The sequence below is a fragment of the Alphaproteobacteria bacterium genome (genome assembly GCA_005883305.1).
GTDB lineage: Bacteria > Pseudomonadota > Alphaproteobacteria > Sphingomonadales > Sphingomonadaceae > Allosphingosinicella.
In genome coordinates, this window is the sequence record VBAC01000001.1 from 1,932,078 (window position 1) to 1,951,302 (window position 19,225).

The window sequence follows — 19,225 nt, forward strand, 5'->3', positions numbered from 1 at the left end:
TGGCCTCCGCCCCCGCAGCGGCGCAGCATTACCAGCTGAGCCCGGGCCGGCACGCGATGGTCACCGCCGGGGTGATCCTCGGAATGCTGATGCAGGTCCTCGACACGACCATCGCCAACGTCGCCTTGCCGCACATGACGGCGAGCCTCGGCGCGACGCGCGAGACGATCAACTGGGTGCTGACCTCCTATATCGTCGCTTCCGCCATCGCCATTCCGATCACCGGCTGGCTCGCCGACAGGATCGGGCGCAAGCCGTTGTTCGTCTGGTCGGTAATCGTCTTCACCGGCGCGTCCTTGCTGTGCGCCGTCGCCCAGAACCTGACCGAGATGGTGCTGTTCCGGGCCGTCCAGGGAGTCGCCGGGGCGTTCATCGTCCCGCTCGCCCAAGCCACGTTGTTCGACATCAATCCGCGCGAGAAGCACGGAACGGCGATGGCGATCTTCGGCGCCGGAGTGATGATCGGCCCCATCGCGGGGCCGGTCCTCGGCGGCTGGCTGACCGACAGCTTCGATTGGCGCTGGGTGTTCCTGATCAACCTTCCGATCGGCGCGCTGGCGGCGCTGCTCATGGCGCGATGCATGCCCGCCATCCCCAGGGCGCGGCGGCGCTTCGACATGTTCGGCTTCGCGATGCTCGCGCTCGCGCTGGCCGGCCTTCAGCTGATGCTCGATCGCGGCGAGCAGGCGGACTGGTTCGCGAGCTGGGAGATCAGGATCGAGTTCGCCGTGGCGGTCGCCGGGATCTGGATGTTCGCAGTCCACATGGCGACCGCGCGCTACCCGCTGTTCGATCGGAAGATGTTCGCCGACAGCAATTTCACGACCGGCCTTCTGTTCATGGCGATCATGGGGCTGATGCTGTTCGCGGGCCTCGCCCTGCTGCCGCCCTTGCTCCAGACCCTGCTCGGCTATTCGGTGCTCCAATCGGGTTTCCTGACGGCGCCGCGCGGGGTCGGCACGCTCGTTTCGATGGTCGTCGTCGGCCGTCTCGTGGGCAAGGTCGACGCCCGCCTGCTGGTGCTGACCGGGATCCTCGTCATGTCTTTGTCGCTGTGGCTGATGTCGGGCTTCAGCCTGCAGATGGATTCGCGCCCGGTGATCGTCAGCGGCGCGGTTCAGGGCCTGGCCCTCGGCCTCATCTTCGTGCCTTTGAACACGGTCGCCTTCGGCACGCTCGCCGCGAAATACCGGACCACGGCCGCCGCTTTGTTCAACCTCTCGCGCAGCATCGGCGGCTCTATCGGAATCTCGATCATGACTCTGCTGCTCGCCCGCAACGTCCAGGTGAGCCATTCGGACCTCGCGTCCCACATCACCCGCTATTCGATTCCGCCGGTGCCGCCGGCCATCACCGAGGGCGCCCCCGCGGCGACCCAGACGGTGCTCGCCATGCTCGACATGGAGATCAACCGGCAGGCGCTGATGATCGCCTATATCGACGATTTCAAGGCGATGATGATCATCTCGCTCCTCGCCACGCCGCTGCTTTTGCTGCTGAAGAAGAGCCGCGGCGCGGCCCCGCCGCCGGTCGCGGATTGACATTGGTGCTACTGTTGCTACTGTTGCTACATTAGCAAATGGAGCGCACCATGGGCGTCCTTTCGGTCCGCGAGCTCAACGCCAACATTTCGAAGGCCCTCGCGCGCGTCGAAGCCGGCGAGGTGCTGGACATCAGCCGCAACGGCAAGGTCATCGCCGAGCTGCGCCCCAAGCGGCCGGTGCGCGATGCGGCTTGGCAAAAGGCCTATGACGAGAGCGTGGCGTTCATGCGCAAGGGCCTGCCGCTCGGCATCGGCAAGGTGACGGCCGAGGACAAATATGGCGATCTGGCCGGGTGAGGTTCACGCTCGATTCGAACATCCTCATCTATGCGATCGACGTTGCCACCTCTCAAAAGCACGCGACCGCGCTCGATCTCATGGAGCGCGCCCCTTATGCTGACGCCGTCTTAGCCGTTCAGGCGCTCGCGGAATTCTTGACTGTAATCGGGAGAAAATATCCGGCGCATTCCGATGCCGCGCGCGCTCAAGGCGATCGCTGGGCCCAGTCCATGCCCTCCGTCCCGACGGAGTGGAGCCATGTTTCTGCGGCGGCAACGTTTGCCGCCCGGTATCGCCTTCAATTCTGGGACAGCTTGATTTGGCAAGTCGCCGAGTCCGCCGGCGCGGAAGTCTTCGTTTCCGAGGATCTCCAGGACGGCCTGACAATCGACGGCATGACGGTGATCAACCCGTTCAACCCGGCCAATGCGGAAAAGCTTGCGCGCCTGCTGGAGCCGCAGCCCTAAGCGGCCGTCAATCGAACCTGGCGATCCATTGCTCGACTACCGGCGCGATCCGCGTGCGCCATTTGGAGCCGTTGAAGATGCCGTAATGTCCGACGCCCTTGGCCATGTGATAATGCTTCATCGGTGCCGGGAGGGCGCTCGCCAGGGTCAGCGCGGCCTTGGTCTGGCCGATGCCCGAAATGTCGTCGCGCTCGCCCTCGATCGCAAGCAAAGCGACATCCTCGATCGCCGACGGATCGACCCGGCGGCCGCGGTGCATCATCTGCCCCTTGGGCAGCAAATGCCGCTGGAAGACGGTGTCGACGGTCTGAAGATAGAATTCCGCGGTCATGTCGCAGACCGATCGATATTCGTCATAGAAATCCTTGCTGTTCTCGGCGCTCTCCCCGTCGCCCTGGACGAGGTGCTTGAACATCTCCCAATGGCTGGTGAGGTGCTCGCCGAGGTTCATCGCCATGAAGCCGGCGAGCTGGAGGAAGCCGGGGTAAACCTTCCGCCCAGCGCCCGGATAGAGATAGGGCACGGTGGCGACGACATTGTGCTCGAACCAGGCGAACGGGCGCTGGGTGGCGAGCGTGTTGACCGCCGTCGGCGCCTTGCGGGTATCGATCGGCCCACCCATCAATGTCAGCGTCTTCGGCCGGCAGGGGTGCTTGTCCGCGCTCATCAGCGCCGCGGCGGCATAAGCGGGCACCGAGGGCTGGCAGACCGCGAGCATGTGGGCGCCGGGGCCGATATGCTCGAGGAAGGCGATCAGATAGTCGACATAATCGTCGAGATCGAAGCCGCCGTCGGAAAGCGGGACGAGCTTCGCGTCGCGCCAGTCGGTGATGTAGACGTCGTGGCCGGGAACCATTCGCTCGACCGTGCCGCGAAGCAAGGTGGCGTAGTGGCCCGACATCGGGGCGACGATCAGCAGCTTCGGTCCGCCCTTGACGCCGACGCGGCGGAAGTGCTTGAGTTGGCCGAACGGCTTGCGCAGCGCGATTTCCTCGCGCACGGCGACCCTCTTCCCCTCGACGACCGTGCTTTCGATTCCGAAATCGGGCTTGCCGCGCGGCGCCGAGGCATGAGCGAAGACGTCGAGCGCGGAGGCGACGATCGGGCCCATTTGCGAATAAGCGAAGGGATTGACGGGGTTGGTCATCCAGCCGGCGCCGATATTGGCAAGGGTGCTGGCACCGGCGAGCAGCGAGCGCTGCATTTCATACGCGTCGTAAAGCATCAAATCTCCGCCCCCGTTGTGGAGAGCATCTTAGCGCGCCCGCGACTCGGGTCCACAGGAATAAACCGACCGGTCGGTCAAAGGCTCCGCATTGAGCAGGTGGGGGTGCGCTGCTACGCGATCGACATGGCCCGCGTTCGCGAAGATCTTCCCAAGGGAAAAATCGGCAGTCTGCTGCTGATCTGGGGCTACGCGCTCCGCTACAAATGGACGATCGCCGCAGCCGCCGCCTCCCTCCTGCTGGCGGCCGGAGCCACGCTTGCCATCCCCGACGGCTTCCGGCGGGTGATCGACCAGGGCTTCGTTGCCCAGGGCGGCGATATCAACCGGCAGTTCAACTATCTCCTTGGAATGGTCGCCCTTCTCGCCGTCGCCACCGCCTCTCGTTTCTACTTCGTCTCGATGCTCGGAGAGAAGGTGATCGCCGACATCCGAATCGCGGTGCACGAGAATCTGCTTCGGCTCGAGCCGCGCTTCTTCGAAGAGAATCGACCGTCGGAAATCGCTTCGCGCGTGACATCCGACACCGCGGTGGTCGAGATCGTCGTCGGCACCACCGTTTCCGTGGCGCTGCGCAACATCGTACTGGGCGTGGGCGGTGTCATCTATCTGTTCACCCTCGCGCCTGCGCTCACCGCCAAGCTGCTCGTCTTCATCCCGCCGATCATGATTCCGATCGTCGTCCTCGGCCGGCGGGTGCGGACCATCTCGCGCAGCAGCCAGGACCGGATCGCCGACCTCGGCTCGATCGTCGCCGAGACGCTCGGGGCGATGAAGATCGTCCAGGGCTTCGGCCAGGAGGCGCGCGAAAGCAGCCGCTTCCGCGAGGCGGTCCGCCGCACCTTCCTCACCGCGCGCCGGCGCGTCTCGATCCGGGCGATCATGACCGCGATCGTCATCTCTCTGCTGTTCGGATCGATCACCCTGCTGGTACGGCAGGCGGCTCTCGACGTCGCCCACGGCGTGGTCAGCGGCGGAACCGTTGTCGCCTTCGTCGTCACCGGGGCGATCGTCGCCGGCGCGTTCGGGGCGTTGACCGAAGTTTATGGCGACCTGTTGCGCGGCGCCGGGGCGACCGGGCGGATCGCCGAACTGATGGGGCAGGTTCCCGAGATCAGGGCGCCGGCAAACCCGAAGCCGTTGCCTTCCCCGGCACAGGGACTGATCGCCTTCGACGCAGTCACCTTCCGCTATCCGACCCGGCGCGACGTCAGCGCGCTACACGCGTTCAGCCTCTCGGTGCGGCGGGGGGAGCGCCTCGCGCTGGTCGGCCCGTCGGGCGCGGGGAAGACCACGATCTTTCAGCTCGCCCAGCGCTTCTACGATCCGGACGAGGGTTCCGTGACGATGGACGGAGTCGAGCTTCGCGACGCCGATCCGGCCGAGATCCGCGCCCGGATCGCCGTCGTGCCGCAGGAAACGATCATCTTCGCCGCCTCGGCGCGCGACAATTTGCGCTACGGCCGATGGGAGGCGAGCGACGACGAGCTTTGGGCGACGGCCGAGGCGGCGAACGCCGCCGAATTCCTGCGCCGTCTTCCGGAGGGGCTCGACACCTATCTCGGGGAGGGCGGCGCCCGCCTTTCGGGCGGCCAGCGTCAGCGCATCGCCATCGCCCGAGCGCTGCTCAGGGACGCGCCGCTGCTGTTGCTCGACGAGGCGACCTCGGCGCTCGACGCCGAATCCGAGCGGCTCGTCCAGGGCTCGCTCGAGCGGCTCGTCGAGGGCCGCACCACGATCGTCATCGCCCACCGGCTCGCGACCGTGCGCGCCGCCGACCGGATCATCGTCATGGACCATGGCCGAATCGTTGGCGAGGGCACGCACGACACGCTGAGCGCCGAGGGCGGCCTCTACGCCCGCCTCGCCCGGCTCCAGTTCGAAGGGATCGCGGCTTAGGGTCCGCACTCAATTAAGAAGGTCGTCAGAAGGTCCGGCGCCGCCGCCACTCGATTCGGCTAGGTCGTTTTTCGTTTGATGACAGAGTCATCCCGGCGAAAGCCGGGACCCATGAACACGGCCTTCGAGGTGGAGCGAGATCGCCGCCGCCAACCCTCGACCGCTTCGGTTCATGGGCCCCGGCTTTCGCCGAGGTGACTCCCTGGACTGGCGCCCCTTGGCTTCCTGCGGCCAGCCCCAGGTCGGAAGCCGCGCGCGACGATGCGAACCGGATAGGAAAAGGGCGGCCCCGAAGGACCGCCCTGATCTCTTGCCGACAGCACCCGTCTAGAAGTTGCCGTACGCCTCGTTACCGACGAAGCCCATCGCCGTGACCTGCGCGCGCTTGGTGACCGCGAGCACCTCGTCGACCAGCTCGTAGCGCGCCTGAGGGTCGGGCTGCAAATGCAGCTCCGGGGTCGGATTCATCGTCGTCGTCAGATCGAGATACTGGCGCAGAGTGACGAGATCGACCGGCGAGCCGTTCCACAGGACGGCGCCCTGCGGGGTAATCACGATCTTGTTCTTGACCGGATCGACCGGAGGCGGCGTACGGTTCTGCTGGTCCTGCGGAAGGTCCAGCTTCACCGCGTGCGACTGTACCGGGATGGTCATGATGATCATGATCAGCAGCACCAGCATGACGTCGATCAACGGCGTCGTGTTGATCTCCATCATCGGTTCGGACGATTCGGGATTGAGAACGCTTGCGCTCATCTGGGTTTACTCCTGTCTCGTCCCAATCAGAAGCGGGTGCCGCCGTGCGGCTCCGGCTCGGAAATGAAGCCAATCCGGGCGAAACCGGCGCGCTGCATGGTGAAGATGGCACCCCCGACACAGCGGTAGGGCGTGTCGATGTCGGCGCGGATATGCGCCTCGGGCATATTGTCCTCGTTAAGGTTCTGAACGCCGCCGACGTTGCGGATCTGCTCCTCCAGCGTGGAGACGGCACGGTCCAGCAATTGCTGGGAGTTCATCCGCGTCAGATCCCAATAGACCTCGCACGTGCCGCCCGGACCGGCCTTGACCGTCAGGTTGACGTTCTCCGGCTTGGTGATCGTCGGCTCGTATTCGACCTTCGGGAGACGCACCGGCACCGACTGCAGCACGACGGGCACGGTGATCAGGAAGATGATGAGCATCACCAGCATGACGTCCACGAGGGGCGTCGTGTTGATGTCGGACATCGGGGAGTCTGAGTCTCCGGATTCGCCGACCTGCATTGCCATGTTCGTAGCTTCCTATTCTGGTTCGGCGCCGTCTTTGCGGGCGGCCCCGGGAAGGGCGCGGCGGGACGACGAACCGTCCCGCCGCTTGCTTCCTTATGCCTTCGGCGCGGTCGTCGCTGCGCCGGTGGACGTCGCCGCCGGGCGGCTCGCGGCCGGGCGCGCGGCGGTGGCCGACGGGCGAACGGCGCCGCCCGACATCATGTAGCCGTGCACGTCGTTCGCGAACTTGGCGAGCTCCTCGCTGATCGACTTGTTGCGGCGCATCAGCCAGTTGTACTGCATCACCGCCGGAACGGCGACGACCAGGCCGATGGCGGTCATGATCAGCGCCTCGCCGACCGGGCCGGCGACGGCGTCGATCGACGCCTGGCCGGCCGAGCCGATCTTGATCAGCGCGCGGATGATGCCGACGACGGTTCCGAACAGGCCGACGAACGGCGCGGTCGAGCCGACCGTGGCGAGGAAGGCGAGGCCCGAGGAGAGCTTCGCGGTGATCGCACCCTGGCTGCGGGCCAGCGAGTTGGTCATCCAGTCGTGCTGGTCGATCGGATCGGTCAGCTTGTTGTGCTGCTCTTCGGCGAGGAGGCCGTCGTCGACGATCTGGCGGTAGGCGCCGTTCTTGTCGAGCTTGTTGGCGCCCTCGCGCAGATTGGCGGACTGCCAGAAGACCGAGCGGGCGCGGCGGCCCTCCTTGATGATCTTCTGCTGCTCGAACAGCTTGACGAAGAAGATGTACCAGGATCCGACGGACATGATGACCATGACACCGAAGGTGAACTGCGCGACGAGACCGCCCTGCTGAAGCGCAGGAATCAGGCCATAGGGGTTGCTGCCGCCTGCTGCTGGTGCTGCCATTGTAATTTCCCTCTCAGTCTAAAAAATGAAATCGGTGAAAACGAGTTTAGATCATTCAGCCGGCAGCACCCAGCGGATGCGGCTGCTCACGGAATCGGTGGTCGGCTGGCCAAGATTGTTGCGCGCCGGGGTGAAGCGGGCGCGGCTGCGCATGATCCGGCACGTTGCCTGATCCAGCGCGGACGACCCGCTCGAGGAGGTGACCGAACAATTGGTCACGCGCCCGTCGGTGCCGATGCTCAAGGTGAAGCCGGTCGTCCCCTGCTCCTCGGCCCGGATCGCGGAGGCCGGATAGTCGGCGTCCGAAACGTAGGAGGCGAGGTTGGCGCGGGCGCGTGCCGGCTCGACCGTGCGGGGCGGAGCCGGCGGAGCCGGAGGCGGCGCGGGCGGCGCAGTGTAGGTGATCTGCGGCGGCGGCGCGGTCTGCACGGTCTGGATCGGCGGCGCCGGCGAGGGCATGCGCACCAGCGGCGGCGGCGACACGACGGGCGGCGGCTGAACCTGCGGCTGCTCGGGGGGCGGCGGCTCCTCGGGGGGCGGCGGCTCTTCCTGAACGTCGAACGTCTTCAGATCCTCGGCTACGTTCTTGACGAAATTGTAGGCGAGACCGGTGACCACCACATAGGCGAGAATGATATGCAACACCGCGACCGCGATGATCGAATATATCCTCCCCTGGGTCATTCCCTGATCAACGTATGACATTAACCAGCCACGCTCCCTCTCTCAAAACCGGTCTGAGGCCGACCCCGCGTTAACGCCGCGGGCAGGCATCGGTTCATCCGTGTAACGGATAATTGCGGTCGTGGTCTCTATCGTGACACTTGGGCGGACGCAATCCTTCTGGTTACCATATCACCCGCGGCGGATTTCGGCCGCAATCGCCGGTTAATCCGCCGCCTCCTAGCCCGCCCGCGGAACGAAGCCGAAGGAAGATTATGAAGGCCAGGACATTCGCGGCCGCGGCCGCTCTGTTGATCGCCCAAGCCGTTGATTCGCAACTGCTTTCACCCGGTTCGCAAGCGCCGGCCTACGCCGATCTCGCCGATCTGGCGCTGGGCGCTCCGGTCGCCGCTCACCTTCGCCTTCGCGACTCCGACCTGCTCGACGCGCAGCAGGCTCCGAACGTGCCCCAAGGCCATCGCCGTTTCCTGATCGAGGCGGACGTCGTCGCCCTGATTCGCGGTTCGGGGGGCCTTCCGGCGCGAGTCAGCTATCTCGTCGATCTGCCGAACGATTCGCGCGGGCGCCCGGCGCGCGTCGAGCGGCGCTCCGAAGTGCTGGTGTTCGCCAGCCGAGTCCCGAATCGGGAGGGGGAATTGCGGCTCGCCGCTCCGGACGCGCAAATTCCCTATGCGCCCGAAACCGCCGAGCGGTTGCGCGCCATCCTTCGCGAATCGTCGGCGGCGAACGCGCCGCCGCGAATCACCGGCATCGGCCGCGCCTTTCACGTCGAAGGCTCGATTCGGGGCGAAGGGGAAACGCAGATCTTCCTTCAGACCGCGGATCAGCGGCCGATCTCGCTCAACATCCTGCGCCGTCCCGGCCAGCGGCCGCGCTGGTCGGTGGCCTTGTCGGAGATCGTCGACGAAGCCGCCGCGCCGCCGGCGCCCGACACGTTGCTGTGGTACCGGCTGGCCTGCACCCTGCCGGCGCGGCTGCCCAGGCAATCGCTGAGCGAGGCGGGCGCGGAGGAAGCCCGGGCGATCCAGGCGGATTACCAGGTCGTCGTCGAAGGCCTCGGCCGCTGCGTGCGGGCCCGCGCGCGGCGCTAGAAGGACGAAAGCTCGACCCCGACTCCGGCGCAGTCGGGATAGATGTCCGGCTTGCGCGAGGAGACTCGAAGGGCGGTGACTCCGCGCCGGGCGGCGATCACGTCGTAGACCTCGCGCACGAACGTCTCCTGGAGGTTGAACCGGCGGCTTCGGGCGAGAGCGCCGATCTCGGTGCGCAGGAAATCATAATCCCAGGCGCCCGTGCGCTCGTCGCTGGCGGGGAAGCTCGCCTCGTCCACCCACACCTCGACGGTCACAGTCAGCCGTTGCGGCGCGCCGATCTCGAAATCGTGGAAGCCGATGTCGACCGGGAGCTCATAGCCCTCGAGCACGATCTTGCGCGTCTTCGGCGCGAGCCGGTCGGGGACGAGCCCGTCGAGGCCGGCCGCGAGGTCGTTCATATCCGCTCCAGGAACTGCACGTCGCGCGGCAGGGAGAGGAATCGCTGCCCCCCGTCAAGCAGGATCGTCTGCCCGGTCATGCTCGGCGTCGCGACGAGGAAGCGCAGCGCGGCGATGATCTCGGCGACGTCGACTCCGCGCCCAAGCGCGTTCAATCCATGCACCTTGTCGAAATTTTCCCGGCTCTGCGGGCCGGAGACCATGGTCACCGACGGCGCGATGCCGTTGACCCGGATGCCGGGGGCGAAGGCGCGCGCGCAAAGCTCGGTCAGCCCCGCGAGGCCCATTTTTGAGATCGTGTAGCTGAAGAAATCGGGATTGGGCGCGGCGAGCTTGGCGTCGAGCAGGTTGACGATCAGGCCCCGCTTGGTCCGCACCGCGAAAGCGCGCGACAAGAGGGCCGGGGCGCGCAGATTCACGTCGAGGTGGGCCGCCCAGCTTTCCACGGTGAAATCGCGCACGTCGTCATGAGCGAAGAGCGAGGCGTTGTTCACCAGCAATCGTAGCGGCGGCAAGGCTCGTGTGGCCGCGAGGATCGCTTCCGCGGCGCCGGGATCGGCGAGATCGGCTTCGACCAGCGAAGCGTTGCCGACCTCCCGCGCGAGCGCCTCCGCCTCCGCGGCCGAGCGATTGTAGTGGATCAGCACGTGCCAGCCGTCGGCGGCGAGCGCTCGGACGATCTCGGCGCCGATCCGCTTCGCGCCGCCGGTGACGATCGCCGTCCGTGGGCCTTCGAATTCCATGAAGGTGCGATTAGCGCTCCGCTTTGCGCATGGCCAGCCGGCCCGCTAAACCCCGGTCATGCCCATGGCTCCCGCCCCTGCCGATCTTGCCGGCCTCAGCCTCGGCGATATCGCCCGGCTGGCGGAGGAGCGCAAGCTTCCGCCGGTCCACCTGTGGAACCCGAGCCATTGCGGCGACAGCGCCATGCGCATCGCCCGCGACGGGACCTGGTTTCACGAGGGCAGCCCGATCGGCCGGCCTGAAATGGTGCGGCTGTTCTCGACGATCCTGAGGCGCGAGGAAGACGGGCGCTTCGTGCTCGTCACGCCGGCGGAGAAGCTCGACATCGCGGTCGAGGACGCACCGTTCGTGGCGGTGGAGCTGAAAAGCGAGGGCGAAGGCCAGGCGCGCAATCTCGCTTTCCGCCTCAACACCGGCGATCTGGTGGTCGCCGGCCCCGATCACCGGCTGCGCTTCGACGAGGGGCCGCATCCCTATCTCGAGGTGCGCTCGGGGCTCGACGCTCTGGTGGCGCGACCGGTCTATTACGAACTGGCCGAGATCGCCCTGGCGGAAGGCTCCGATCCGGCCGGGCTCTGGAGCGGCGGCCTCTTCTTCCCGTTCGAGCCATCCGTATGAGCCTCGCGGAGCGCCTGAGGACCGCGCTCGAGCTCGGCCACCGGGGCTCGCCCGAGCTGATCGCCGGGGATGTGCTCGACGAGGAGGAGCGTGGCGCCGGAATCACGCCCGCGGCGGTGCTCGTCGCGGTGGTCGACCGGCCGGAGCCGACCGTGATCCTCACGCTGCGCCCGGAGACCATGCGCAAGCATCCCGGCCAGATCAGCTTCCCGGGCGGCCGAATCGATCCCGGGGACGAGGGGCCGATCGGCGCCGCCTTGCGCGAGGCGCAGGAGGAGATCGGGCTGCCGCCGGAGGCGGTCGAGGTGATCGGCCTCGCCGACGTCTACCGCACCGTGACCGGCTTCGAGGTCACGCCGGTGGTCGGCATCGTCGCCCCCGATCTTCCGCTCGCCCCGCACCCGGGCGAGGTCGCGGACCTGTTCGAGGCCCCGCTTCACTATCTGCTCGATCCGGCGCATCAGCGCGAACGCTCGGCCATCTGGCGCGGGCGGGAGCGTCATTATTATGAGATCGATTATGAAGGGCGCCGGATCTGGGGGGCGACGGCGGCGATGATCGTCAATCTCGGCCGGCGGCTGGTGCTGGCATGAAGCTGCCCGACGCGCCTTGGCGGAGCCGCCACGGCATGGACCGGTTGCTGCGGACGCTCGGCGCGGATTCGGGCGAGACCCGCTTCGTCGGCGGTTGCGTGCGCGACACCTTGCTCGGGCTCGAGGTCAGCGACGTCGATCTCGCCACGCGGCTCACGCCCGAGGAGGTGATGGCAAGGCTCGACCGCGCCAGGATCAAGGCGGTGCCGACCGGCATCGCCCACGGCACGATCACGGCCGTGATCGGCGGCGCGCCCGTCGAGGTGACCACCCTGCGCCGCGACGTGACCACCGACGGCCGCCGCGCGACGGTCGCCTTCACCGACGATTGGCGCGAGGACGCCGCCCGGCGCGACTTCACCATCAACGCATTGTCGGCGAGCCCGGCTGACGGCGCCTTGTTCGACTATTTCGGCGGCATGGAAGACCTTGAGGAGCGCACGGTACGCTTCATCGGTGAGCCGCTGCAGCGCATTGCCGAGGATCATTTGCGCATCTTGCGCTTCTTCCGCTTCCACGCCCGCTTCGGCAGCGGAGCGCCCGAGCCGGCAGGGCTGGAGGCCTGCGCCGGGCGGGCCAACGATCTGATGGCGCTGTCGCGCGAGCGGATTGCGGACGAACTGCTCAAGCTGCTCGCTTTGCCCGATCCGGCGCCGACCGCGGCGCTGATGGTCTCGCGCGGCATCTTCAGGCCGGTCTTGCCCGAGATCGAATCGGCCGAGCGGCTCGCCGCTCTGGTCGCCGCCGAACGGACGGCCGGAATAGCGCCCGAGGCGGTCCGGCGGCTGGCGGCCTTGCTCCCCCCCGATCCGGATGCGGCCGCCGACGTCGCGGCGCGGCTGCGCCTTTCCAGGCGGCTGGCCAAAAGACTTGTCTCGGCGGCGCGGGCCGAGCTCGCCGCGCCGGAGGTGCTCGCCTACCGGATCGGCGCGGCGGAGGCGATCGACCGCTTCCTGCTCCATTCCGATTCGCCCCCACCCGATCTCGCAGCGCTGGAACAGTGGAAGCGGCCGCGCCTGCCTGTCGGCGGCGGCGACCTCCTCGCGATGGGCCTGGAGGCCGGCCCGGCAGTCGCAGCCACGCTCCAGGCGATCGAGCGCGACTGGATCGCAGGCGGGTTTTCGGGCGATACGCAGGCGGTCCGCGCGCTGGCCCGGCGGCACGTCGATCAGGCGCTGCGCGCGAGCCAGTAGGCCAGGGCCTCGTCGGCGGTCAGCGCCTGGGCGAAATAATAGCCCTGCCCGTAGGTGCAGCCCAGTTCGGCGAGGCCGTGGGCGAGCTCGGCCGTCTCGATCCCCTCGGCGGTCGTTTCCATCCCCAGCGCTTTCGCCAGGCTGAGGATGGCATGGACGATCGCCGCCGAATCGCCGTCCTCAATCATTCCCGCGACGAACCTCTGGTCGATCTTGAGCGCGTCGATCGGCAGCAGCTGCATCGAGGCCAGGCTGGTATAGCCGGTCCCGAAATCGTCCATCGCCACCCGGGCGTCGAGCCGCTTGAGCGCGTTGAGCGCTTTGGCGGCGCGATCCGGGTCCTGGATGATCGCGCTTTCGGTCAGCTCGACGGTGAGGCGCTTGCCGGAGATGCCGCTGGTCGCGAGCGCGCCCGAGACGGCGGCGGCGACGTCGTCGCGGCTGATCTGAATCGGCGACATATTGACGCTGACTCCGATGGGCAGCTCGACGCCGGTCGCCCGGTCCCACTCGGCGAGCGTTCGCATCGCGGTTTCGAGCGCCCAGCGGCCGAGCTGGACGATCAGGCCCGATTCCTCGGCAACGGGGATGAAATCGGCGGGCGGGATCACCCGCCCGTCATCGTCGGTCCAGCGCGCCAAAGCTTCGAAGCCGGCGACCCGCCCGGTGCGAAGCTCGACGAGAGGCTGGTAGGCGAGCGTCAGCCGGTCGCTCTCGATCGCCACGCGAAGCTCGGTTTCCATGGAGAAGCGGCGGCGAACCTCGGCGGCCTGGACCGCCTCGTAAACCTGGGTGGTGCCGAGCTTCTTGGCGTTCTTGAGCGCGAACTGGGCGTTGCGGAACACCTCGTCCGCGCTTGCGACGCCCTGGTTGAGCAAAGCGCAGCCGATCGCGCAGTCGACCCGGATCTCCAGCTCCGAGAGCCGGAACGGCAGCGTCAGCACGGCCTTGATGCGCTCGGCGGCGCGAAGCGCGTCTCCGGGTCCGCGGTCGAGCCGCATCAGGATGCCGAACTCGTCGCCGGAGGTGCGGGCGAGCACGTCGCTCGGCCTCAGCGCGGAGACGAGACGGCGGGCGAAGGTGATCAGGAGCTCGTCGCCGGCCATCGCGCCCATGCATTCGTTGACCCGGCTGAAGCGGGTCATGTCGACTGCCAGAACGGCGTAGCTGCCCTCCCGGAAATTGGGATCGGCAAGGACCGCGTCGACCCGTTCGTTGAAGGCGAAGCGGTTGGGAAGGCCGGTCAGCGTGTCGCGAAGCATCTCCGAGCGCAGGCTCCGCTCGGTCTCGATCTGCGCGGTCTTGTCGATCAGGGTGACGAGGTAGCGCGGAGGCTGCCCGCCGACGACCTTGAGCTGGGCGAAGCGGACCGTGAAATGGCGCCCGCCGATGCTGCGCCCGTCCGCGGTGTCGAACTGGTGGGCGCTCTCGTTGCCGGTCAGGAAGGCCGCGAGGCGGGTGCCGACCGGGCCGGAGCGGAGCAGCGGCACCTGATTGATGTGCCGGTCGCCGAGCCTTTCGTCCCACTCGGCGATGAAGCGGAAATGATCGTTGGCGCACTCGATCCACGGCGCCCCGCCGTCGACGGTGATGATCGCCGCGGCGATGGGCAGGGCATCGAGATAGCCCTGGCGCACCGATTCCATCAGGCCGAGGATGTGCTCGCGCAAGTCGGCGGGGATGTCGAACGCCGGCACGGCCGCCAACGCCGACCCCTTCCCCTTCTTGCGCACCGCTCCAGCCTGCATGGATCAGGCGATAGAGGAACAGGGTTAACGCTCCGTTGAGGAATGGCCCCGGCTAACGCGGTAACCATTCGGCTTCGGCGGCACGTCACCCCTTCGAGTCACCCCGGCGCAAGCCGGGGTCCATGAACCGGAGCGGACGGAGTGGGGACGGCAGCGCCCTTCACGTCGAATCTCGTGTTCATGGGTTCCGGCCTTCGCCGGAATGACTAATCAGGGGCCGTTCCCAAAGCGGCTCAGAAGCGGTTGTCGCGCGGGAAGCCGGTCGGCGGCATCCGGCCCGCCGCGCCGCGCGCCGTTCGCCACGGATCCATGTTCTCGGTGCGCACGCGATTGCCCTCGCCGCCCATCGGCCAGGAGAGGCCCGCCTCCTTGTTGAAGCCCTTGGCGTCGGACAGGCCGCCGTCGCGGTAGCGCTGCAGCTGGACGCCCTGGCCGCGGCCCATTTCGGGCAGCTCCTCGCGCGAGAAGACGACCAGCTTTCGGTTGTCGCCGATCGCGGCGACGAAATCGTCCTCGGGCCGAAGCGGCCGAACGACCTTGAGCGTCGCGCCGGCTCGCAAATTGACGACCTGCTTGCCCTTGCGGGTCTCGGCGACCGCGCCCGAGGCCGAGGTGACGAAGCCGCGGCCGTCCGAGGAGGCGACGAGCAGCTTGTCCGCGCCGGCGGCGCGAAGGAGGGCGACGACGTTCCCCTCGCCCTCGATGTCGACCATCAGCTTCACGGGCTCGCCGAAGCCGCGCCCGCCCGGCAGCTTGTCGGCGGCGAGCGTGTAGAAGCGCCCGTCCGAGGAGGCGAGCAGCAGCTTGTCGGTGGTGTGGGCGTGGAGCAAGGGGAAAGCGAGGCCGTCGCCCTCCTTGAACTTCAGCGCCTCGGCGTTGGAGGCGTCGACATGGCCCCTCATCGCCCTGATCCAGCCCCGCTTCGAGAGGATCACGGTTACCGGCTCGCGCTCGATCATCGCTTCGAGCGGGATCTCCCGGGCCGGGCCGGCGGCCTCGATCAACGTCCGGCGCCGGCCGAGCTCGGTCCAGCCGCCATAGCGGTCCTTGAGCGCGGTCAGGTCCTTCGTCAGGCGCCTGCGCTGCCGCTTCGGGTCGGCGACCAGCTTCTCGAGGTCGGCCTTCTCCGCCTCCAGCTTCTCGCGCTCGCCGCGGATCTGCATCTCCTCGAGCTTGCGCAAGGAGCGAAGGCGCATGTTGAGGATCGCCTCGGCCTGGCGGTCGCTCAAGGCGAATTCGGCGATCAGCACCGGCTTCGGCTCGTCCTCGGCGCGGATGATCTGGATCACCCGGTCGAGGTTGAGATAGGCGATCAGATAGCCGTCGAGCAGCTCGATCCGGTCGGCGATCTTGGCCAGCCGGTGGTTCGAGCGATTGATCAGGACCTCGATCTGGAACTTCAGCCACTCGCCCAGCACCTGCCTCAGGCCCATCACCCGAGGCGTGCGCTCCGCGTCCAGCACGTTGAGGTTCAGGGGCACCCGCACCTCGAGGTCGGTCAGCCGGAACAGGCTGTCCATCAGCAGATCGGGATCGACCGTGCGGCTGCGCGGCTCGATCACGATCCTGATCTCCTCGGCGGATTCGTCGAGCACGTCGGCGAGGATCGGAAGCTTCTTGTCGGCGATCAGCTGGGCGATCTGCTCGATCAGCTTGGATTTGGGCACCTGATAGGGGATTTCGGTGACGACCGCCGTCCACGACCCCTGAGGCCCCTTCTCGACCGTCCAGCGCGCCCGAACGCGAAACGCCCCGCGGCCCGTGGCATAGGCCAGGGCGATCGCCTCGGGGCTGTCGACGATCTGCCCGCCGGTGGGGAAATCGGGGCCGGAGACCTTCTCCATCAGCGCCGCGTCGTCGGCGCCCGGACTGTCGATCAGCAGGATCGCGGCGTCGACGATCTCGGCGACGTTGTGCGGCGGGATGCTCGTCGCCATGCCCACGGCGATCCCGCTGGCGCCGTTGGCGAGCAGGTTCGGGAACAGGCCCGGAAAGACCTCCGGCTCCTCCTCCTCGCCATTATAGGTGGGGCGAAAGCCGACCGTGCCCTCGTCGAGCCCGGCCATCAGCTCGCCCGCCGCCGCGGTCAGCCGCGCCTCGGTGTAGCGCATCGCCGCGGCGTTATCGCCGTCGACATTCCCGAAATTGCCCTGCCCGTCGACGAGCGGATAGCGAAGCGAGAAATCCTGGGCGAGGCGGACCATCGCGTCGTAGACCGACTGGTCGCCGTGCGGGTGGTATTTGCCGATCACGTCGCCGACGACGCGGGCGCATTTCTTGTAGCCGGCGGCGGGATCGAGCCGAAGCAGCCGCATCGCCCAGAGCAGCCGCCGGTGGACGGGCTTCAACCCGTCGCGCAGGTCGGGCAGCGACCGGGCAGTGATCGTCGAGAGGGCGTAGACGAGGTAGCGCTGGGAAAGGGCGTCGTCGAACGGCGCGTCGACGACGGAATCGGGAATGTCACTCATGGCGAGTCGTTAGCAGGCGGGATTCGGGGAAGCGAGTGGGTTGCGCGGCCTTTCTCAACTGTATCGGTAGAATTATATTGCATTGTCTACTGATCTGATCGACTATCCGCTCGCTCAAGGTCAACCAAGAGAGGAAAGTGCCATGAAACGTGCGATTCCCTTCCTTGCTATGCTGCTCGCCACGACCGCGTGCGGCCAAGCCGGCGATCCGAACGGCCGCAACGGCCCCGGTGGATCGGACCAACCTGCCAATGCCGCCAACACGGCCCAGGAAAGCGGCGACATCGTCGTCCCGGAAGGCGAAGCCACCCAGGAAGCCGGCCCGAACATCGGCACCGTTGCGGCCCCCGACGTCGCCTTCGCCTATCGCTACGGCTTCGGCCTTGCCGCGGATCGGATCGCCGAGGTGCAGGATCAGCACCAGCAGATCTGCGAGCGCTACACGCTTGCCCGCTGCCGAATCACCGGCATGACCTATCGCGCCGCGAATTCCGACGACGTCGAGGCGAGCCTGACCTTCGCCCTCGATCCGGCCATCGCCCGCACCTTCGCGCGGGACGCCGTCCAGCGAGTCAACGCCGCCGACGGAACGGTCACCCAGAGCGAGATCACCGGCGAGGATGCCGGCACGCCGCTGCGCGCCAACCAGCGCGATCGCGCCGAGATCGAAGCCGAGCTCGCCCGGATCGAGACCCGGTTGCGGGGGCTCGGCCCGATGGCCGCCGAGAAGACCGGGCTGGAGGCGCGCCGGACGGAGCTGCTCGAGCAGTTGCGGCCCTTGCGCGAGGCCGGCCATGCCGGGCAGGAGAGCCTCGCCACGACGCCGATGGTCTTCCGCTACGGCTCGGGCAATCTCGTCCCCGGGCCGGCGCAGCGGCCGAGCATCGGGCAAGCGTTCCACCGCGCCGGCAACAATTTCGCCGACGGTGCGACGATGCTGCTGGTCGTGATCATCACCCTGCTGCCCTGGGCGATCGCGTTCGGACTGATCGCGCTCCTCATCCGCTACGTGCGGCGCCGCTGGTTCCGCGAGGAGACGGGGACCGATGCGACACACGCCGCGTAACTCGATAGAGTGATCGCTTCAGGATAACCGTCATTGCGAGGAGCGCAGCGACGAAGCAATCCAGCGGGCCTCGTATTCAGCACTGGATTGCTTCGCTGCGCTCGCAATGACGGCCTCTTGCGGCCAAGCCGGGCCTTAAACCCGCTCGGCCGGCTCGAGCGCGCAATCCTCGCCGGTCTCGACCTGGAAGGTCGCGTGGCCGATGCCAAAATGATGCGCGACGTCGTGGGCGCAGCCGGCGAGGAAGGCGTCTCCCGGAAATCCGCCGGGAATGACGAGATGGGCGGTGAGCGCGAACTCGGTCGTGCTCATCGGCCAGATATGAAGGTCGTGGATCGCCGCCACCCCGGGAAGCGAGAGCAAATGCGCCTCGACCTTGTCGGGATCGATGCCGCGCGGAACTCCGGCCAGCGCCATCGTCACCGACTCGCGCAGAAGGTCCGCGCCGGCGAGGAAGATCAAGGCGGCGACGATCAGGCTGGCGATCGGATCGACCCACAGCCAGCCGGTCGTGGCGATGAGGATTCCTGCGACTACGACGCCCGCCGAGACCAGCGCGTCGGCGACCATGTGGAGATAGGCCCCGCGGATGTTCAGGTCGCTGCGCCGGCCCCGGGCGAACATCAAGGCGGTCGCCCCGTTGATCGCAATTCCGATCGCGGCGACGACCGTCACCGTCCCGCCCTCGACCAGGTCCGGGATGATGAGCCGGAACACGGCGTGATAGGCGATGAAGGCGACGGCGATCAGCAGCAGCACCGAATTGGCGAGCGCCGCCAGGATCGACGAGGCCCTCAGGCCATAGCTGAACCGACGCGACGGCGGCCTTTTGGCGAGAATCGCGCCGACCCAGGCGGTGGCGAGCCCGAGAACGTCGGAAAGGTTGTGCCCGGCATCGGCGAGCAGGGCCATCGAATTGGCCCAGAAGCCGTAGGCCGCCTCGACGCCGACGAAGCCGAGGTTGAGCGCGATTCCGACGGCGAAGGCCCAGCCGAAATCGGCCGGGGCGTGCGCATGAGCGTGCCCGTGATGGTGATGGCCGCCGTGCGGGTGCGAATGGGAGTGAGCCACCGCCCGACGCTA

The 19,225-nt window shown here is 67.5% G+C and carries 19 protein-coding genes; 9 read left to right on the forward strand and 10 right to left on the reverse strand.

Annotated features, from left to right (window positions below; genetic code table 11):
- The first annotated feature begins 56 nt into the window (after positions 1-56).
- Genes E6G92_09615 through E6G92_09625 form a run of 3 tightly spaced genes read left to right on the forward strand, consistent with a single transcriptional unit; the run spans position 57 to position 2,289 of the window.
- Positions 57-1,541 carry a DHA2 family efflux MFS transporter permease subunit gene (locus E6G92_09615; protein TMJ20784.1) on the forward strand — a complete coding sequence of 495 codons (1,485 nt, stop codon included), beginning with the start codon at positions 57-59 and terminating at the stop codon, positions 1,539-1,541.
- A 50-nt stretch (positions 1,542-1,591) separates the two neighbouring features.
- Complete coding sequence (locus E6G92_09620) at positions 1,592-1,840, forward strand: hypothetical protein (protein ID TMJ19992.1); 249 nt, start codon at positions 1,592-1,594, stop codon at positions 1,838-1,840.
- Complete coding sequence (locus E6G92_09625) at positions 1,819-2,289, forward strand: PIN domain-containing protein (GenBank protein ID TMJ19993.1); 471 nt, start codon at positions 1,819-1,821, stop codon at positions 2,287-2,289. Before E6G92_09620 ends, E6G92_09625 begins: the two co-directional genes overlap by 22 nt.
- Positions 2,290-2,296: 7 nt before the next feature.
- Here the strand turns inward: E6G92_09625 and E6G92_09630 are convergent, their stop codons facing one another.
- On the reverse strand, positions 2,297-3,514 hold the full coding sequence (locus tag E6G92_09630) for a polyhydroxyalkanoate depolymerase (protein TMJ19994.1): 1,218 nt from the start codon (positions 3,512-3,514) through the stop codon (positions 2,297-2,299).
- Between the two features lie 126 nt (positions 3,515-3,640).
- Between E6G92_09630 and E6G92_09635 the strand changes: the two genes are divergently transcribed.
- Positions 3,641-5,413, forward strand: coding sequence for an ATP-binding cassette domain-containing protein (locus E6G92_09635; GenBank protein ID TMJ20785.1), 1,773 nt, complete (start codon positions 3,641-3,643; stop codon positions 5,411-5,413).
- A gap of 327 nt (positions 5,414-5,740) precedes the next feature.
- Here E6G92_09635 and E6G92_09640 read toward each other — a convergent pair whose 3' ends face one another.
- From E6G92_09640 to E6G92_09655, 4 genes are all read right to left on the reverse strand, one after another.
- A complete protein-coding gene (locus tag E6G92_09640) occupies positions 5,741-6,169 on the reverse strand; it encodes a biopolymer transporter ExbD (protein TMJ19995.1) in 429 nt (142 codons plus the stop codon).
- Positions 6,170-6,195: 26 nt separating this feature from the next.
- On the reverse strand, positions 6,196-6,681 hold the full coding sequence (locus tag E6G92_09645; protein ID TMJ19996.1) for a biopolymer transporter ExbD: 486 nt from the start codon (positions 6,679-6,681) through the stop codon (positions 6,196-6,198).
- 93 nt (positions 6,682-6,774) lie between these two features.
- A complete protein-coding gene (locus E6G92_09650; GenBank protein ID TMJ19997.1) occupies positions 6,775-7,536 on the reverse strand; it encodes a MotA/TolQ/ExbB proton channel family protein in 762 nt (253 codons plus the stop codon).
- Positions 7,537-7,587: 51 nt separating this feature from the next.
- The gene (locus E6G92_09655; GenBank protein TMJ19998.1) at positions 7,588-8,241 is read right to left on the reverse strand and encodes a TonB family protein; all 654 of its coding nucleotides are present in this window, start codon (positions 8,239-8,241) and stop codon (positions 7,588-7,590) included.
- A 296-nt stretch (positions 8,242-8,537) separates the two neighbouring features.
- Between E6G92_09655 and E6G92_09660 the strand changes: the two genes are divergently transcribed.
- Complete coding sequence (locus tag E6G92_09660) at positions 8,538-9,311, forward strand: hypothetical protein (protein TMJ20786.1); 774 nt, start codon at positions 8,538-8,540, stop codon at positions 9,309-9,311.
- On the opposite strand, the gene E6G92_09665 is transcribed toward E6G92_09660, so the two are convergent.
- The gene (locus tag E6G92_09665) at positions 9,308-9,712 is read right to left on the reverse strand and encodes a dihydroneopterin aldolase (protein TMJ19999.1); all 405 of its coding nucleotides are present in this window, start codon (positions 9,710-9,712) and stop codon (positions 9,308-9,310) included. The two genes, E6G92_09660 and E6G92_09665, sit on opposite strands and share 4 nt — an antisense overlap.
- A complete protein-coding gene (locus E6G92_09670; GenBank protein TMJ20000.1) occupies positions 9,709-10,455 on the reverse strand; it encodes an SDR family oxidoreductase in 747 nt (248 codons plus the stop codon). Before E6G92_09670 ends, E6G92_09665 begins: the two co-directional genes overlap by 4 nt.
- A 58-nt stretch (positions 10,456-10,513) precedes the next feature.
- Between E6G92_09670 and E6G92_09675 the strand changes: the two genes are divergently transcribed.
- From E6G92_09675 to E6G92_09685, 3 genes are read left to right on the forward strand one after another with little or no spacing between them, the layout of a single operon-like run.
- Positions 10,514-11,074 carry a DUF1285 domain-containing protein gene (locus tag E6G92_09675; protein ID TMJ20001.1) on the forward strand — a complete coding sequence of 187 codons (561 nt, stop codon included), beginning with the start codon at positions 10,514-10,516 and terminating at the stop codon, positions 11,072-11,074.
- A complete protein-coding gene (locus tag E6G92_09680) occupies positions 11,071-11,667 on the forward strand; it encodes a CoA pyrophosphatase (protein TMJ20002.1) in 597 nt (198 codons plus the stop codon). The genes E6G92_09675 and E6G92_09680 overlap by 4 nt, the downstream gene beginning before the upstream one ends.
- The gene (locus E6G92_09685) at positions 11,664-12,860 is read left to right on the forward strand and encodes a CCA tRNA nucleotidyltransferase (GenBank protein ID TMJ20003.1); all 1,197 of its coding nucleotides are present in this window, start codon (positions 11,664-11,666) and stop codon (positions 12,858-12,860) included. Before E6G92_09680 ends, E6G92_09685 begins: the two co-directional genes overlap by 4 nt.
- Here the strand turns inward: E6G92_09685 and E6G92_09690 are convergent.
- Both E6G92_09690 and parC read right to left on the reverse strand, forming a co-directional pair.
- Positions 12,836-14,608: a bifunctional diguanylate cyclase/phosphodiesterase gene (locus tag E6G92_09690; protein ID TMJ20004.1), complete on the reverse strand. Its 1,773-nt coding sequence runs from the start codon at positions 14,606-14,608 to the stop codon at positions 12,836-12,838. The genes E6G92_09685 and E6G92_09690 overlap by 25 nt on opposite strands.
- 233 nt (positions 14,609-14,841) lie before the next feature.
- The gene (parC, locus tag E6G92_09695) at positions 14,842-17,076 is read right to left on the reverse strand and encodes a DNA topoisomerase IV subunit A (protein TMJ20005.1); all 2,235 of its coding nucleotides are present in this window, start codon (positions 17,074-17,076) and stop codon (positions 14,842-14,844) included.
- Positions 17,077-17,218: 142 nt separating this feature from the next.
- Here parC and E6G92_09700 point away from each other — a divergent pair, with 142 nt between their 5' ends.
- The gene (locus tag E6G92_09700; GenBank protein ID TMJ20006.1) at positions 17,219-18,142 is read left to right on the forward strand and encodes a hypothetical protein; all 924 of its coding nucleotides are present in this window, start codon (positions 17,219-17,221) and stop codon (positions 18,140-18,142) included.
- A gap of 135 nt (positions 18,143-18,277) precedes the next feature.
- Here E6G92_09700 and E6G92_09705 read toward each other — a convergent pair whose 3' ends face one another.
- A complete protein-coding gene (locus E6G92_09705) occupies positions 18,278-19,213 on the reverse strand; it encodes a cation transporter (protein ID TMJ20007.1) in 936 nt (311 codons plus the stop codon).
- Positions 19,214-19,225: the final 12 nt, after the last annotated feature.

Bases quoted from the DNA above. Each gene is read 5' to 3' on its own strand.
- E6G92_09670 (TMJ20000.1), bottom strand. From the start codon at position 10,455: ATGGAATTCGAAGGCCCACGGACGGCGATCGTCACCGGCGGCGCGAAG.
- parC (TMJ20005.1), bottom strand. From the start codon at position 17,076: ATGAGTGACATTCCCGATTCCGTCGTCGACGCGCCGTTCGACGACGCC.
- E6G92_09680 (TMJ20002.1), top strand. From the start codon at position 11,071: ATGAGCCTCGCGGAGCGCCTGAGGACCGCGCTCGAGCTCGGCCACCGG.
- E6G92_09615 (TMJ20784.1), top strand. From the start codon at position 57: ATGGTCACCGCCGGGGTGATCCTCGGAATGCTGATGCAGGTCCTCGAC.
- E6G92_09645 (TMJ19996.1), bottom strand. From the start codon at position 6,681: ATGGCAATGCAGGTCGGCGAATCCGGAGACTCAGACTCCCCGATGTCC.
- E6G92_09700 (TMJ20006.1), top strand. From the start codon at position 17,219: ATGAAACGTGCGATTCCCTTCCTTGCTATGCTGCTCGCCACGACCGCG.
- E6G92_09640 (TMJ19995.1), bottom strand. From the start codon at position 6,169: ATGAGCGCAAGCGTTCTCAATCCCGAATCGTCCGAACCGATGATGGAG.
- E6G92_09655 (TMJ19998.1), bottom strand. From the start codon at position 8,241: ATGTCATACGTTGATCAGGGAATGACCCAGGGGAGGATATATTCGATC.
- E6G92_09690 (TMJ20004.1), bottom strand. From the start codon at position 14,608: ATGCAGGCTGGAGCGGTGCGCAAGAAGGGGAAGGGGTCGGCGTTGGCG.
- E6G92_09620 (TMJ19992.1), top strand. From the start codon at position 1,592: ATGGGCGTCCTTTCGGTCCGCGAGCTCAACGCCAACATTTCGAAGGCC.
- E6G92_09635 (TMJ20785.1), top strand. From the start codon at position 3,641: ATGGCCCGCGTTCGCGAAGATCTTCCCAAGGGAAAAATCGGCAGTCTG.
- E6G92_09630 (TMJ19994.1), bottom strand. From the start codon at position 3,514: ATGCTTTACGACGCGTATGAAATGCAGCGCTCGCTGCTCGCCGGTGCC.
- E6G92_09685 (TMJ20003.1), top strand. From the start codon at position 11,664: ATGAAGCTGCCCGACGCGCCTTGGCGGAGCCGCCACGGCATGGACCGG.
- E6G92_09665 (TMJ19999.1), bottom strand. From the start codon at position 9,712: ATGAACGACCTCGCGGCCGGCCTCGACGGGCTCGTCCCCGACCGGCTC.
- E6G92_09650 (TMJ19997.1), bottom strand. From the start codon at position 7,536: ATGGCAGCACCAGCAGCAGGCGGCAGCAACCCCTATGGCCTGATTCCT.
- E6G92_09675 (TMJ20001.1), top strand. From the start codon at position 10,514: ATGCCCATGGCTCCCGCCCCTGCCGATCTTGCCGGCCTCAGCCTCGGC.